Annotated in this window: 11 protein-coding genes; 10 read left to right on the top strand and 1 reads right to left on the bottom strand. The window is 38.0% G+C overall.

Annotation, left to right across the window (positions count from 1 at the left end; genetic code table 11):
* Position 1 precedes the first annotated feature (1 nt).
* The 3 genes from H344_RS0105475 (at position 2) to H344_RS0105465 (ending at position 4,169) form a co-directional block, all read left to right on the top strand.
* Entirely contained in the window at positions 2-1,468 is a 1,467-nt protein-coding gene (locus tag H344_RS0105475; RefSeq protein ID WP_026809389.1) for a Gfo/Idh/MocA family protein, read from the top strand.
* Between the two features lie 142 nt (positions 1,469-1,610).
* Positions 1,611-2,063: an FKBP-type peptidyl-prolyl cis-trans isomerase gene (locus tag H344_RS0105470; RefSeq protein ID WP_026809388.1), complete on the top strand. Its 453-nt coding sequence runs from the start codon at positions 1,611-1,613 to the stop codon at positions 2,061-2,063.
* Positions 2,064-2,387: 324 nt separating this feature from the next.
* Entirely contained in the window at positions 2,388-4,169 is a 1,782-nt protein-coding gene (locus tag H344_RS0105465; RefSeq protein ID WP_034256190.1) for an SGNH/GDSL hydrolase family protein, read from the top strand.
* 89 nt (positions 4,170-4,258) lie between these two features.
* Here H344_RS0105465 and H344_RS0105460 read toward each other — a convergent pair whose 3' ends face one another.
* Positions 4,259-5,152 (bottom strand): N-acetylmuramoyl-L-alanine amidase-like domain-containing protein, encoded by an 894-nt coding sequence (locus H344_RS0105460; RefSeq protein ID WP_240484947.1) that lies wholly within the window; start codon positions 5,150-5,152, stop codon positions 4,259-4,261.
* Between the two features lie 506 nt (positions 5,153-5,658).
* Here H344_RS0105460 and hemH point away from each other — a divergent pair.
* From hemH to H344_RS0105425, 7 genes are all read left to right on the top strand, one after another.
* A complete protein-coding gene (gene hemH / locus H344_RS0105455; RefSeq protein ID WP_026809385.1) occupies positions 5,659-6,690 on the top strand; it encodes a ferrochelatase in 1,032 nt (343 codons plus the stop codon).
* 1 nt (position 6,691) lies between these two features.
* Entirely contained in the window at positions 6,692-8,101 is a 1,410-nt protein-coding gene (locus tag H344_RS0105450; RefSeq protein WP_026809384.1) for an MATE family efflux transporter, read from the top strand.
* Between the two features lie 75 nt (positions 8,102-8,176).
* Positions 8,177-8,728 carry a CopD family protein gene (locus H344_RS0105445; RefSeq protein ID WP_026809383.1) on the top strand — a complete coding sequence of 184 codons (552 nt, stop codon included), beginning with the start codon at positions 8,177-8,179 and terminating at the stop codon, positions 8,726-8,728.
* A 111-nt stretch (positions 8,729-8,839) separates the two neighbouring features.
* Entirely contained in the window at positions 8,840-10,252 is a 1,413-nt protein-coding gene (locus H344_RS0105440) for a sensor histidine kinase (protein WP_034256189.1), read from the top strand.
* 109 nt (positions 10,253-10,361) lie between these two features.
* Positions 10,362-11,135, top strand: coding sequence for an enoyl-CoA hydratase/isomerase family protein (locus H344_RS0105435; RefSeq protein WP_026809381.1), 774 nt, complete (start codon positions 10,362-10,364; stop codon positions 11,133-11,135).
* Positions 11,136-11,162: 27 nt separating this feature from the next.
* Complete coding sequence (locus H344_RS0105430) at positions 11,163-12,734, top strand: hypothetical protein (RefSeq protein ID WP_026809380.1); 1,572 nt, start codon at positions 11,163-11,165, stop codon at positions 12,732-12,734.
* Between the two features lie 89 nt (positions 12,735-12,823).
* On the top strand, positions 12,824-13,903 hold the full coding sequence (locus tag H344_RS0105425) for a PA0069 family radical SAM protein (RefSeq protein ID WP_026809379.1): 1,080 nt from the start codon (positions 12,824-12,826) through the stop codon (positions 13,901-13,903).
* The last annotated feature ends 457 nt before the right edge of the window (positions 13,904-14,360 follow it).

Raw genomic sequence — 14,360 nt, 5'->3', positions numbered from 1 at the left:
TATGGAAAACAAAAAACCGACCAAAGCCGATGCTTCACGTCGTTCATTCATTAAAAAAGGGGCTATGGCTTCCTCAATTTTTATAGTCCCTAGATTTGTTTTAGGAGGAGTGGGGTATACAGCTCCTAGCGACCGCTTAAATATAGCTGCCATTGGTTCTGGCGGAAAAGGGTCTAGTGATATTCGCAATGCTTCAGTAGGAGGAAGGGAAAAGGTAGTTGCTCTTTGCGATGTAGATTTCTCAGGATCGGCTACTAGGTCAGTGGAGCTTTTTCCTAAAGCTAAATTATACGCGGATTATAGGGAAATGTTAGATAAAGAAAAGGGAATTGATGCCGTAACCATTTCTACTCCAGACCATGTTCATGGTCCTGCAGCTGTGTACGCTATGCAACGTGGTATACATGTTTATGTACAAAAGCCTATGACTCATAATATACGGGAAGCCAGGATGCTTACCGAAATGGCTAGGGAAAAAAAGATTGTTACCCAAATGGGAAATCAAGGTGGCTCTAATCCACTTTTGGGAATGGTTCAAAAATGGATAGATTCTGGAGTATTGGGTAAAATATCTAAAGTGCAGGTATGGACTAATCGTCCAGTTTGGCCTCAAGGGGGTGCTATGCCCCAGCCAGACCCAAGCTCTAAGCCCAATGCGCTTAATTGGGATCTATGGCTAGGGCCGGCAGCGTTAAAGCCTTATACTCCAAATATGCATCCCTTTGGATGGCGTGGATGGTGGGATTATGGTACTGGCGCTCTAGGTGATGTGGGTTGCCATTTAATTGATATTCCGTTCCGTACCCTCGGACTTAAATATCCAACTGATGCAGAATGTAGTGTTGGTGCAGTGTATACAGATATGTGGAATCCAGACTACCACCCAGAAGGATGTCCAGCTTCCTCTTTTATAACCTTACATTTTGCCGCTACCGAAAAAAGTGGTTCTCCAATAGAAATGACATGGAGTGATGGAGGTATTAGACCATCGCATCCCGAGATTATCCCTGCCGATCACGAGATTGGTGGCGATGGGAGTAGGAATGGCGTCTTGATAATTGGTGAAAATGGAATTATCTCTACCAATATTAACGACAGCTCACCACTAATGCCAAAACTTTATTTAAATGATGGTACAACAGATTTTGGTCCGGAAGTAGAGACTAGTGATGAGCCAGAATACGGTCATCACCGCAAATGGGTAGATGCCTGTAAAGCTGGTTTTGGAAGTCCAGAGCACTTAGGGCTTACCTCTTCTTTTGATTATGCCGGTCCTATGACGGAGACGGTTTTAATGGGGAATTTGGCTATAAGAAGCTATCTCTTGCGCAGGGAAAATGAAAAAGGGAAAATGGAGTTCTACGCCCGTAAAAAACTGTTATGGGATGGGGAAAACATGCGAATTACCAATCAGGAAGAAGCTAATCAGTTTGTTACAAGAACCTATAGAGAAGGTTTTGTGGTATAGTTACTAATAGATAATTATTTAAAAACACCTTCCCTGCAATTTAAATTGCAGGGAAGGTGTTTTTGTTTGTCAGGTTCAGACAGAGAAATGCTATCTAATAAACCTGATATTATACTATATTTGATTCCAAAAAATTGACACTATGAAACATGTATTAATTGCTTTGGGACTTATTCTTTTTATTTCCTGTGGCAAGGATGAGAAAACCGACTATGTTGCCGAGAACGAGGCAGAAATTGTTGCGTACATTGAAAAAAACAATTTACAAGCAGAAAAAAGCCAAAGCGGACTCTATTATGTAATTGATGAGGAAGGCAGTGGAAACCGCCCTGTAGCCTCGTCTACGGTTACTGTTGCTTATAAAGGCTACTATACCAACGGAAAAGTATTTGATCAAAGTAATGCAGAGGGAGCTACCTTTCCCCTACAGAAAGTTATTAGCGGCTGGACAGAAGGTATTCAGTACTTTAAAGAAGGTGGAAGTGGTATGTTATTAGTACCCTCGCATTTGGGTTATGGCAGCGGTGACTATAATCGTATCCCAGGTGGATCTGTGCTTATTTTTGATGTTCATCTTATCTCCATCGATAAGTAATACTAAAAATTTAATCTTAGAACCAAATATAGGTATCTTATAATTTACAAGAACCAGCTTTAAAGGCTGGTTTTTTTGTTTTTAGGCAGTTACTATGATGATTTATATGCTTTAATGTATATTTAATTACTTGTAAGCATTAGATGATGTGGATACGTAATACCTATTGTTATTTTTGATTCATTTAAGGATGAAAAACAATAGGCCTTGTATATATTCTGGGGGGTGAAGTAGAATATTTTAATCGCAACATACCTCTTAGGATTACTCAATCTAAAAATTAGAGTGATAGTATAATTTATACCAATTGTTTAGAAAATAGTTATGGATGTAGTTAGAACCATTTTTAGTGTAATTCTTTTTTTGGGGTTTGGAAATGTTTATTCACAGGAGGTGGATGCTATGGTATGGTGGAACCCTGCTAATTCAGATTCTCCAGTAGTACAAGGTCAGGCATGGAGCAATAAGGAGATGGGTGCTTATAATCGCTTACCAAATAAAGCAGAAGGAGTGGTAAGGCCTGCGGTTTGGAATCTGTCAAAAAATGCAGCCGGACTCTCCATACGGTTTTGGAGCGATGCTAAATTTATTGTAGTGCGGTACGGGGTTAAGGGAAGTCTTGCTATGTCCCATATGCCTGCTACTGGGGTAAGCGGTGTAGATCTTTATGCAAAAGACAGCGAAGGAGAGAGGCAGTGGTATAGAGGCCGGTACTCTTTTGGAGATACCATTCAGTATCGTTTCTCTGGAATAGATTCCAAAGAAAAATATCATGATAAGGGTAGGGAGTATCAATTATACTTGCCTTTATATAATGAAGTGTCATGGTTAGAAATTGGTGTGCCTTCCGAGGCCTATTTAAGACCATTGCCATTACGGCAAGAGCAACCCATTGTAGTTTATGGGACGTCTATAGCACAAGGAGGATGTGCTTCCAGGCCGGGTATGGCATGGACATCTATTTTAGAACGTAAAATGGATAGACCCTTGATTAATTTGGGCTTTTCTGGCAATGGAAGGCTAGAGCCTGAAATTATTGATATGATAACGGAGATTGATGCTAAAGTGGTGGTGCTAGACTGTCTTCCCAATTTAGTGGCAACAAAAGATCGAAGTTTGGAGGACGTATTAAAGTTGATGAAAGACGCCGCAAAACAAATTAGAGAGAAAAGACCTCATGTTCCCATTCTTCTAGTGGAGCATGCTGGATATTCGGACGGACTTGTTGATGCGGGTCGAAAGGTTGCTTACACGGATTTAAATAAGATGGCCCAAAAAGCCTTTAGTCAATTGCAAGAAAAAGGGTTTTCCAATTTGCATTTGTTGAGTAAGGATGAGATTAATTTATCTATGGAAAGTTTTGTAGATGGAACCCACCCTACGGATTTGGGGATGATGGAGTATGCCCTGGCTTATGAGAAGAAATTGCGTAAAATACTCCATGAACCAATCGGTATTTATTCTACTACTAAGCCTGTAACGCAAGCAAGAGAGCCGGGAATGTATCCATGGGAAGAGCGGCACCAAACAATAATGCGACTGAATAAAGAGAATCCGCCAAAAGTATGTTTTCTTGGGAATAGTATTGTTCACTACTGGGGAGGGCAACCTGAAGCTCCAAGAAGTAATGGTTCACAATCTTGGGAAGACAACTTCGGAGATTTAATGTCTCAAAATTTTGGATTTGGATGGGATAGAATAGAGAACCTATTGTGGCGGGTATATCAGGGTGAACTAGATGGATTTGAAGCCGAGCAAATTGTGCTAATGATCGGTACAAATAACCTGCACATTAATTCGGATGAGGAGATTCTAGAGGGACTAAAAATTTTGGTACAGGCAATTCAACAAAGACAGCCAAAAGCAAAATTACTAATGGTTGGACTGCTTCCTAGAGCCAATAACGAATTACGAGTTAAGACATTAAATGTAGAAATGGCCAAGTTAGCAAAATCCTATTCTTTAACCTATGCAGATGTTGGAAGAGTGTTGTTGCAAAAAGATGAGAAGATAAATCCTTCTCTTTTTTTAGATGGCTTGCATCCAAACAGTAAAGGGTATGCACAACTCGGAAAAGAAATCCGTAAGTATCTTAGGTTGCACTAAGGGGTTAAATAGAATACCTGCTTATTTTCTTCGAAGGATTGTTTAAATTCCGAATGGTATAAGTGAGCTTTTCTAGTGTTATTTGTTGGTTATAGAGGTAGTACTCTGGCGACCATAATTCCGGTATTGTTCTTTACTTCTTTTAAGTATTCTGCCAAGGGAACTGTGGTAACTTCTACTTCCATAGACCCAGTAGAGGCGTGCAATAAATGTATCCTTCCATCTGCTTCCCTAGTAGCTATACCTGTATGGGTAATATCTAGTCCTTCTATGGATGTGGTCATGGCAATGATATCTCCGGTTTTGATTAAATGTTCGTTGTCGGCAATTTTATCTTGAGAGAGGATGCAAATGGATTGGTCTTTTAAAAATTGTTCAGATTCTTTTATTTTATTATAGTTTCCATCATCCTTTAAAAATGGGTATAAGTGCCGATTCTTACTCATGAAATTAATTACTTTACTGCTTTCTATTCCGCCAATTTCAGCAGTAATGTCCTTTATTATTCCCTTTGCTTCATTGTTGGCGAACCATTCCGAATAATAGTGGAGCCTAGAGGCATAACCGTCTAAAACTCCATCTCTATACCGAATGGTTTCTAAATGTTCAGCGTAAGCGTTAAAGTCGGACTGACCCAATTCTAACATGCGGCTAAATGCCAATACGTTTTCTACAAAGGTGGTGCAATCCAATCCTTGTAGGTTTATAACAAGAGATTCTTTCTCCCCTATTTCTAGTGTTTTCGCTACATAAGGTATCCCCATAAAGGATTTTCCTACCGCTACTACGGTTTCTCCAATGTCATTGGACTTAAGGTTGGATATATTGGTTATTTTAGATTCAAATGCCTTACGATCCTGTAAAGAGCATATAATGTCCTGCGCAAAACCTACTTGTGATAGGAGGGTTAGGACTGCGAACAATAAAAACTCTTTATTATTGAATAGCTTTTTAATATTTAAAAATAACATTTGCGTTTGCATAATTAGTTTAATACTTGCTAATTGAGGCTTCCATACTCCATCACTTGCAAGTCCGCTCCGTTCTGGCGAACCTTTCTTATTAGTGCAAATAACATCTTTCTAATTCCTACATAATCTTTGTCGCAGGATAGGAGTATATCAAAAGTACAAAATCAATTGGTTCAGATGTTAATTGGGGGTGATAAAGTAGTAGAGGTTAAGATTTAGTAATGGGTCACTTCCTCGGGTTGGTACTAGATCTAGACCTTTGTTTAACTAGAGTTTGTGTATATCTAGGAACTAAACCATCATAGGTAAATAATAATATCTTTTACTGATGATAGAAATAGGGGTTAACCTTTATTTGTAGGAGAGTAATTAATGGGGAAGCTGTTGAGGAAGAGGGTTGTTACGCTAAAGAATCGACTTCCTCTATAGTCTAATTGAGAAGAATTACGGTGTTTTAAATTCTAATTCCTTTACAAAGGTTACTTTTGTAGAACTATAAATTATTAGCAGTTTTTATAATGAAAGGAGTTTTGTTGGTGAACCTGGGATCTCCCGATAGTCCCACCCCAAAAGATGTGAAGCCGTATTTGGATGAGTTTTTAATGGATGAACGGGTTATCGATGTGCCATTATGGTGGCGGACAATACTAGTGCGAGGAATTATATTAAGAACTAGACCTAAGAAATCTGCAGAAGCCTATCAGAAAATATGGTGGGAAGAAGGATCTCCATTAGTAGTGATTTCGGAGCGATTTACCGAGAAGGTAAAGGAATTATCTAAAATTCCAGTGGCTTTAGGGATGCGATATGGGAGTATGAGTATTAAAAATGGGCTTCAAGAACTAAAGGAACAAGGGGTAACCGATGTTTTATTAGTGCCATTATATCCTCATTATGCCATGTCTTCTTATGAAACTGTTGTAGTAAAGGCAATGGAAGATAAGGATCAGTATTTTCCTGAAATGAAAATTACAACTCTACCCGCCTTTTATGGGAATCCAGATTATATAAATTTACTGAGCGAAAGTATTTCCAAAGAGTTGAAGGATTTTAATTATGATCATCTTTTGTTTTCTTATCACGGGATACCGGAAAGACAGATTATTAAAAAAGATCCAACCCAATTTCATTGTAAATTAGATGACCAATGTTGTACTACCAATTCGGTAGCTCACACTACTTGCTACAGGCATCAATGTTATGCAATGACTGAAAAAATTAAACAAAAATTAGGCCTGTCTGATGATAAGGTGAGTGTTTCCTTTCAATCTAGATTACTAAATGACCCTTGGTTAAAACCCTATACAGATTTCGAATTTGAACGATTAGGAAAAGAAGGTGTTAAGCGTTTAGCAGTGATTACACCTGCTTTTGTTGCAGATTGTTTAGAAACCTTAGAAGAAATAGCCATGGAGGGTGAAGAACAATTTAAATCGGCTGGTGGGGAAGACTACAAATATATTCCATGTCTTAATGATAGCCCGGAGTGGGTAGAATTAATGGTGAACTGGATTAGTAACTGGCAACTTAAAGAAACGCTTCCCGCATAATATGTCAAAGGTTTCGGCAGAACAACTAGGGAATGAGCCTATAGGAAAGCTCCTTATTAAACAGGCGGTACCAGCCTCAATCGGGATCTTGGTAATGTCGCTTAATGTCCTTGTTGATTCAATTTTTGTTGGAAATTGGATAGGCTCTATTGCTATTGCCGCTATAAATGTTGTTCTGCCCGTATCTTTCTTTATTGGAGCTTTGGGAATGGCTATAGGGATTGGAGGGTCTAGTATTATCTCTCGTGCCTTAGGAGCCAATGATCATAAGAAAGCATTAAAAACTTTTGGAAACCAAATAGCACTTACCTTGTTGGTAACGGTAGCTATGGTATTGCTTGGGCTATATTATACCGATAGTCTTATTCCTGCTTTTGGAGGGAAAGGCGATATTTTTGAACCAGCAAAAATATACTATACTATAGTGCTGTACGGAGTGCCATTCTTGGCGCTTTGTATGATGGGAAATACCGTTATCCGAGCCGAAGGGAAACCTAAGTTTGCCATGAATGCCATGATTATCCCATCGGTAGGAAATCTACTGATGGATTACATCTTTATCTATGTTTTTGACTGGGGAATGGAGGGTGCTGCCTGGGCAACCACCATTGGTTATGTATTGTGTTTTGTGTATGTGCTATACTTTTTCCTTTCCCAAAACTCAGAATTAAAACTCAATTGGGGACATTTAGGTTTTAACGGGGATATTTTAAAAGAAATAGGAGCCTTAGGTTTTGTAACCTTGTCTAGGCAAGCGGTAGTAAGTGTAATCTACCTACTAATGAACAATATATTGTTCAATTTGGGCGGGGAGGCTATGGTAGCAGTCTATGCCATAATAGGGAGGATGTTGATGTTTGCGCTCTTCCCTGTTTTTGGGGTTACTCAAGGGTTTTTACCCATTGCGGGGTTTAATTACGGCGCGAAAAAATTTGATAGGGTGAAGGAATCCATCAGCACCGCAATTAAATACGCTGCAATTTTGGCTACTATTGTGTTTATTGGGCTTATGATATTTCCTGCAGAAATTGCAGGTCTCTTTTTAAGTTCTAGTCCCGATATTTCTGCAAAGGAATTAGCAATGAATACCTTCGTTCTAGAACATACCCCTATGGCAATGAGATTGGTATTTGCCGCTACTCCAATTATTGCGCTGCAATTGATTGGAGCTGCTTATTTCCAGGCAATTGGTAAGGCTGTGCCCGCTTTGTTGCTTACTTTGAGTAGACAGGGATTCTTTTTTATACCGCTTATTTTAATATTGCCTAATTATATGGGGGAATTAGGAGTGTGGATTTCTTTCCCTATCGCTGATGCATTGGCAACCCTAGTTACAGGTTATTTTTTGAGGAAAGAGGTAAGAAAAACATTGTCGGTGGCAACACATCTAGAGAAGGGGGCTCAAAAGTAAATTACTCCTCAGTAAGTCAATAAGATTAGTTTTTAAAATCATGTACTCTTATCTTTACTAAGCAAATGTATACCTATGACCGATTATTACAATTACATTAAAGCGCTTCACCTAATATTTGTTATTACCTGGTTTGCTGGCTTGTTTTATATTCCACGGTTGTTCATTTATCATATAGAGGCCAATGAAAAGTTATCACCAGAAAGGGAGATTTTAACGGAACAACTTAAACTAATGACCAAGCGCCTATGGTATATCATTACTTGGCCATCGGCAATTTTGGCTACTCTTTTTGCCGTTTGGTTGCTTATTTTGTTTCCAACCTGGCTACAGCAACCTTGGATGCATGTTAAATTGGGCTTTGTACTACTGCTTATCGCCTACCATCTAAAAAATCATCAGATGTTTAAGCAGTTACAGCGAGATGAGGTTGTATACACCTCTAAATTTATGCGCATATGGAATGAAGGAGCTACATTAATTCTCTTTGCTATAGTCTTTTTGGTCATTCTAAAGAGTGCATTTAATTGGATTTTTGGGGTAGTTGGTATAATTGTGCTTGGGATACTCCTTATGTTAGGTATCCGACTGTACAAGAGAATACGTGAAAAAAACCCGAACGCTTAGTTCCTATTACTCAAAAGCAACTGCATTTTGTATGATAATTGCTATATTTAAAGACTAAAATACATTCCCTTGCTTAGAGCCATTTCCTTGCGAAGCCGTATTATCATCTCCATGATATTTTTGGTGGTCATTGCCTTTATCTTAATTGCCGCGGTTACCATTTATCAGTATAGCGAACAAAATAGAGATTATCATGCCGAGCGAATGGAGCGGAAGGAGGATCAGATAAAACAAAGTATAGACCTTACCCTTCAGAAAACTACTTATCCCGTTACCACGGAAAACTTACCAAATATTTTTAAGGATGATATCTATGAAATTGCCCTAGTGCAAAATATTAATTTTAATATTTATGATTTAAAGGGGCAGCTTCTTAAAAGTTCTCGACCTAGGTTTGAGGTAGACTCTATCTCCAAGTTTATGGATTCAGATATTCTTAATCGTCTAGAAACTAGCACTACTAAAAGGGTTGTGGAGCAAAAGACGGTGGCAGGGTTTAAATATCAAGCATCATATACATACATTACTGATAATAAATTTAAACCTATCGGTATATTGAATCTGCCTTATTTTGAAGATAGTTCATTTAACGACAAGGAGTTAAGGGAGATTTTAATTCGACTTACGGGTGCTTATTTACTAGTGTTATTGTTAGCTATTGTTCTTGCTTATTTTATTTCTATCTATATTACTAGACCCCTGCAGACTATTTCGGATAGACTAAACCAAACGAATATTGCTAAAAGAAACGAAAAGATTATCCTAAAAAATCCAAGTGAGGAGATGGGGAAATTAATCGCTTCATACAATGCGATGATTGACGAGCTAGAGATTAGTGCAGCAAAATTGGCTAAGGGAGAAAGGGAACAGGCATGGCGTGAGATGGCGAAGCAGGTAGCCCATGAAATTAAGAATCCGTTGACTCCTATGAGACTTGGGGTTCAAAGTTTTGAAAGAAAATTTGATCCTAATGATCCCGATATTAAGAATAAAGTAGCAGAGTATTCTAAGACGCTTATTCAGCAAATAGATACTTTGAGTAATATAGCTTCAGCATTCTCTAGTTTTGCTCAAATGCCTGCCCAGCAGAATGAAACCTTAAACGTGGTGAAAATTGTAAAGTTGGCGGTGGATATTTTTAATGAAAATGATATTGAATTCTCTTCCGAAGAAAAGGAGATTATTGCTGTTTTAGATCGGACTCAGCTGATAAGAGTGGTTACCAATTTAGTTAAAAATGCTATTCAGGCAGTAAGCGGACGAGAGAACCCTCGTGTTCTAGTTACCGTCTCTAAAGAAAGTAACTGGGTTTGTATTAGGATAGCTGACAATGGTATAGGTATCCGCGAAACAGTGAGAGAGCGGATTTTTGAACCTAAATTTACCACTAAGAATAGTGGAATGGGATTAGGCCTGGGAATGGTGAGAAATATCGTGGAGACTTATAAGGGGAGTATAGAGTTTGAATCTCATCCGGACAAGGGTACCGTTTTCACTGTTAAATTTCCTATAGCATCTAAATAATACTTTTTTTTGTGACAGTTGTGTGTTGTAGATCATCCAGAATATTTTGGCAGTTGGTTTATATCACTTATTTTAATTAAAAATTAAATGCTTTTAAAATACGTAAGGGATGAATTTCGAGAACATTTTAATCAGTAAAAAGTCGGCCATAGCAACGGTGACCATTAACAGACCTTCTAAATTGAACGCATTGAATAAGGCTACTATAAAGGAGCTACACAATGCGTTAAAGGACCTAGATGATGAAGAAAGTATTAGAGTCATTATTCTTACAGGTAGTGGTAAAAAAGCCTTTGTTGCTGGGGCTGATATTGCCGAATTTGCAAATTACTCGGCAAAAGAAGGAGTAAAATTGTCGTCTAGTGGGCACAAGCAATTGTTTTCCTTTATAGAAAAAATGAAGACTCCGGTAATTGCAGCAGTTAACGGTTATGCATTGGGAGGTGGATTAGAGCTTGCTATGGCATGTCACTTTAGAGTGGCCAGTCATAATTCCCGAATGGGGCTTCCAGAGGTTTCTCTAGGCGTTATTCCTGGATATGGGGGTACTCAACGATTACCACAGTTAATAGGTAAAGGACGCGCAATGGAAATGATTCTTGGTGGCGGTATGATTGATGCTGCTAAAGCGCTAGAATTTGGGCTAGTAAACCATGTGGTAGAACAAGAGCACCTGATGAATCTCACCGTAAAAATAGCAACTGAGATTTGTCAAAATTCACCAAAAGCCATTGCTTATGCAATAAAAGCGATAAATGCTGGTTTTAATCATAATGAAAATGGATATGAAGCCGAGATAGAAGCTTTTGGAAAATGCTTTGGTACTTCAGATTTTAAGGAAGGTACTACCGCATTTTTGGAAAAAAGAAAGCCTAATTTCTGAGATATGTATTAACCAACCCCAAATAATATGGCTCCACTAAAGTATTGCCTTTCAGTAGTTTTATGCTCTTTCTTCTTTCTTTCGGAAGCACAAAAACTACCAATTGAATATAACTTTGGTGAGAAATATCATGATCGGTATAAGTATTCTAATCTTCTAGATATCGCTGAGGACGGAATGGGTGGATCCATACTGGTTCGCTCTTATTACTCAGGAATTATACTTAAACCAAAAGGATATTATATTGAGCATTATAACAAAAATCTTGAGTTAATTGCAGAGTATAATTATAAATTAAGGGGCCTCGATTTCATAAATTCTTTTGTGAAAGATGGACAGTTAAATTTGTTGCTGTTAGATTATAATCTGTCCAATGGAACCTACGACTATGTGGTACACCAGAGTCCTATTGAAAACTTTAACTTTTCTTCCCAAACCATTCTCTCCATCCCCTCTAAAAGTGTTCCCAATCCTTTAGATCATAATTATTATAATAGAAATTTTTCCAAAGGCTTTACCACTGCCTCCTTTTTTAACCAGGATAAATCTGCTTTTGTAATAAGTACGCATTTTAAAAAAGGAAAAGAGGATAAGCATATGTTGTACATGTTTAATGCTACTTTTAATAAATTATTGGAATACGATTTCTCAAGGGATCTAGAGAAGAAAAATTATGCTTTTGAAAATATTGTAACTTCTAAAAATTTAGAAGAGGTCTATTTGGTAGGGAAAGCGTACTTTAAAAAGAAACGTTTTGCAGTAACCGATCGTAAGTTTCAGTATGAACTTTTAAAACTGTCTAAGGAGGCAGCATTGCTTCAAGTCTTTGATGATAACAATAGGTTTTCAGAATCCTTAAAACCTATTATCGTTCAAGATAAATTAATCTGTGTCGGCTTTTATGCTAACAGTAAGGATAATAGGTATAATGGCTTGGCGTATTTTGATCTAGACCCAATTACTTTGAATATCAATGTTAAAAAGTATAATCCTTTTTCAGAACAGTTTATGAAGGATAAGTTTGGGAACAGAGATAATAGTGAAATAAAAAATCTAGTATTTAAAGACTTAAGCCTTGCTCCAGACAATGCTATTCTCTTTAATGCGGAGGAGTATTTTGTGACTTCTGGAGTTCGAGCAGATCCTTCTGGAACAAGAATAAAGACTAATCGGTATCATTATAATGATATTGTAAGTGCTAAACTTAGCACTACAGGAGATATGGTTTGGGCAAGAAATATTAAAAAGACCGAAGTAACCCAAGGAGATGGGGCCTATGCCTCCTATAGTTCCATTACCAAAGGGGGTGATACCTACTATTTAATTAGTACGGCCGCAGAAAGACCACTAATGTTAAGTGGAGAACGACTTTTTTTTAAACAGGGGTTTAGTCGGAATAGGAACGTTTTTATGATTATGCTAGATAAGCATGGAAAGATTAGTTACGAGAAGGTGATAGATGGACATGAAGCCCGACTCCCTTTAATGGTAGCTGTGCCGCTTATTAATCATAAGGATAAGAGCATGTTATACTACGCTAAGAACGGATCTAGAAAGCAATTGGTAAAGGTGCAAGTTGGAATTGCGTCCCTACCTTAACTTGTTCACCTTATAACGGAAAATAAGTTTAACATTTTTCTGATACAGAAGTAGGTTATATTCCATAATTTTGGAATAAATCCATATAAGTGAATCCCAAGGACATTATTAAAGGGCGTGGAGCCCAACAAGATACCAATAATCGCTTTTCTGAATTCTCTAGTGAACTACGGGATGATTTTCTCGAATTCTGTCGTCTAGAGGGGGAGGAGGCCCATTCTAATAAAACGCAATATCTTCCCATATTCCCGAAATCTATTGTAAATAAAGTAGATAGTCCAGATGTGGGAATGAGCTATTCCCTAAATCCCTATCAAGGTTGTGAGCATGGTTGTATCTATTGTTATGCCCGTAATTCTCATGAATATTGGGGCTATAGTGCAGGACTGGATTTTGAAAGAAAGATTTTGATTAAAAAAGATGCTCCAAAATTATTGGAAGCAAAATTGAAGAGTAAGAAATGGAAAGCGGCCACTATTGTGCTTTCTGGTAATACAGATTGCTATCAACCTGCAGAAAGGAAATTTGAAATCACTAGGGCTTGCTTAGAAGTCTTCTTAAAGTATCGGCACCCCGTTGGGATTATTACAAAAAACGCTTTGGTGCTAAGGGATTTAGATATCCTTACTCAGTTAGCAAAAGATAATTTAATAAGGGTAAATGTATCTGTTACCTCTCTTTCTGAAACCACTAGAAGAATTTTGGAACCGAGGACGGCTTCCATAAAAAAGCGTTTAGAGACCATTAGGATTCTATCTGAACACCAGATTCCCGTGAATGCGATGCTTGCCCCCATTATCCCAGGAATAAATAGTCATGAAGTGCTACCTCTTGCAAAGGCCGTTGCCAATAATGGAGCCCTTTCTTTTGGATTTACGGTAGTCCGACTGAATGGGGCCATTGGGGGTATCTTTGAAGATTGGATTCGGAAGACTCTGCCAGATAAAGCAGACAAAGTGCTTAATCAGATTAAGGACTGCCATGGCGGCTCCTTAAATGATAGTAGGTTTGGAGTTCGAAATCGGGGTGATGGTAAAATTGCACAGCAAATTCATGAGATGGTGCATTTGGCAAAGAGGAAGTATTTTAAAGATAAGTCGTTGCCTAAGCTTAACACCTCTCTTCATCACCAATATAAAGATGGTCAATTACGATTGTTTGATGTATAGCGGAACACTTGCCTTAAGAACTAGATACTGAAAAGTATATTTTATTCGGAATCGAAAAGGCCTAAAATAAGTGAGAACTTAGAGCGTATCTTTAGACGCCCTATCGCCCTTTTGCGTATAGGTTCAGGCTTGTTTAGCTTGATGTGCGACTTCTTAATCGGGGCGAAAAGGCACCTCATTTTGTACTGACTAGTGCAGACATTTCATACAATACAATTGAGATGTACAATCACTCCAAAGTATTAATTGTCCGGTGGAGCCTTCCTTACGGTAGGCAGGCGCAGTCGGTACCTCTCTATTTATTCAGTAATAGTCGCGCTTCTTTAGACTTAAGTGAAAATAGCAAATTAATAATAGGCATTGTTAATATGTTTTTAATCTTAATAGAGTGATAAAAGAATCCCCGCGAGTTTTCACGGGGATCTTTATTTCGTTCAATTTTAATTTATATAACAAC

The sequence above is a fragment of the Arenibacter latericius DSM 15913 genome (assembly GCF_000424985.1).
Taxonomy (GTDB): Bacteria; Bacteroidota; Bacteroidia; order Flavobacteriales; family Flavobacteriaceae; genus Arenibacter; species Arenibacter latericius.
Note: the sequence above shows the minus strand (reverse complement) of the source record. Positions and strands in the feature narration are given on the sequence as shown.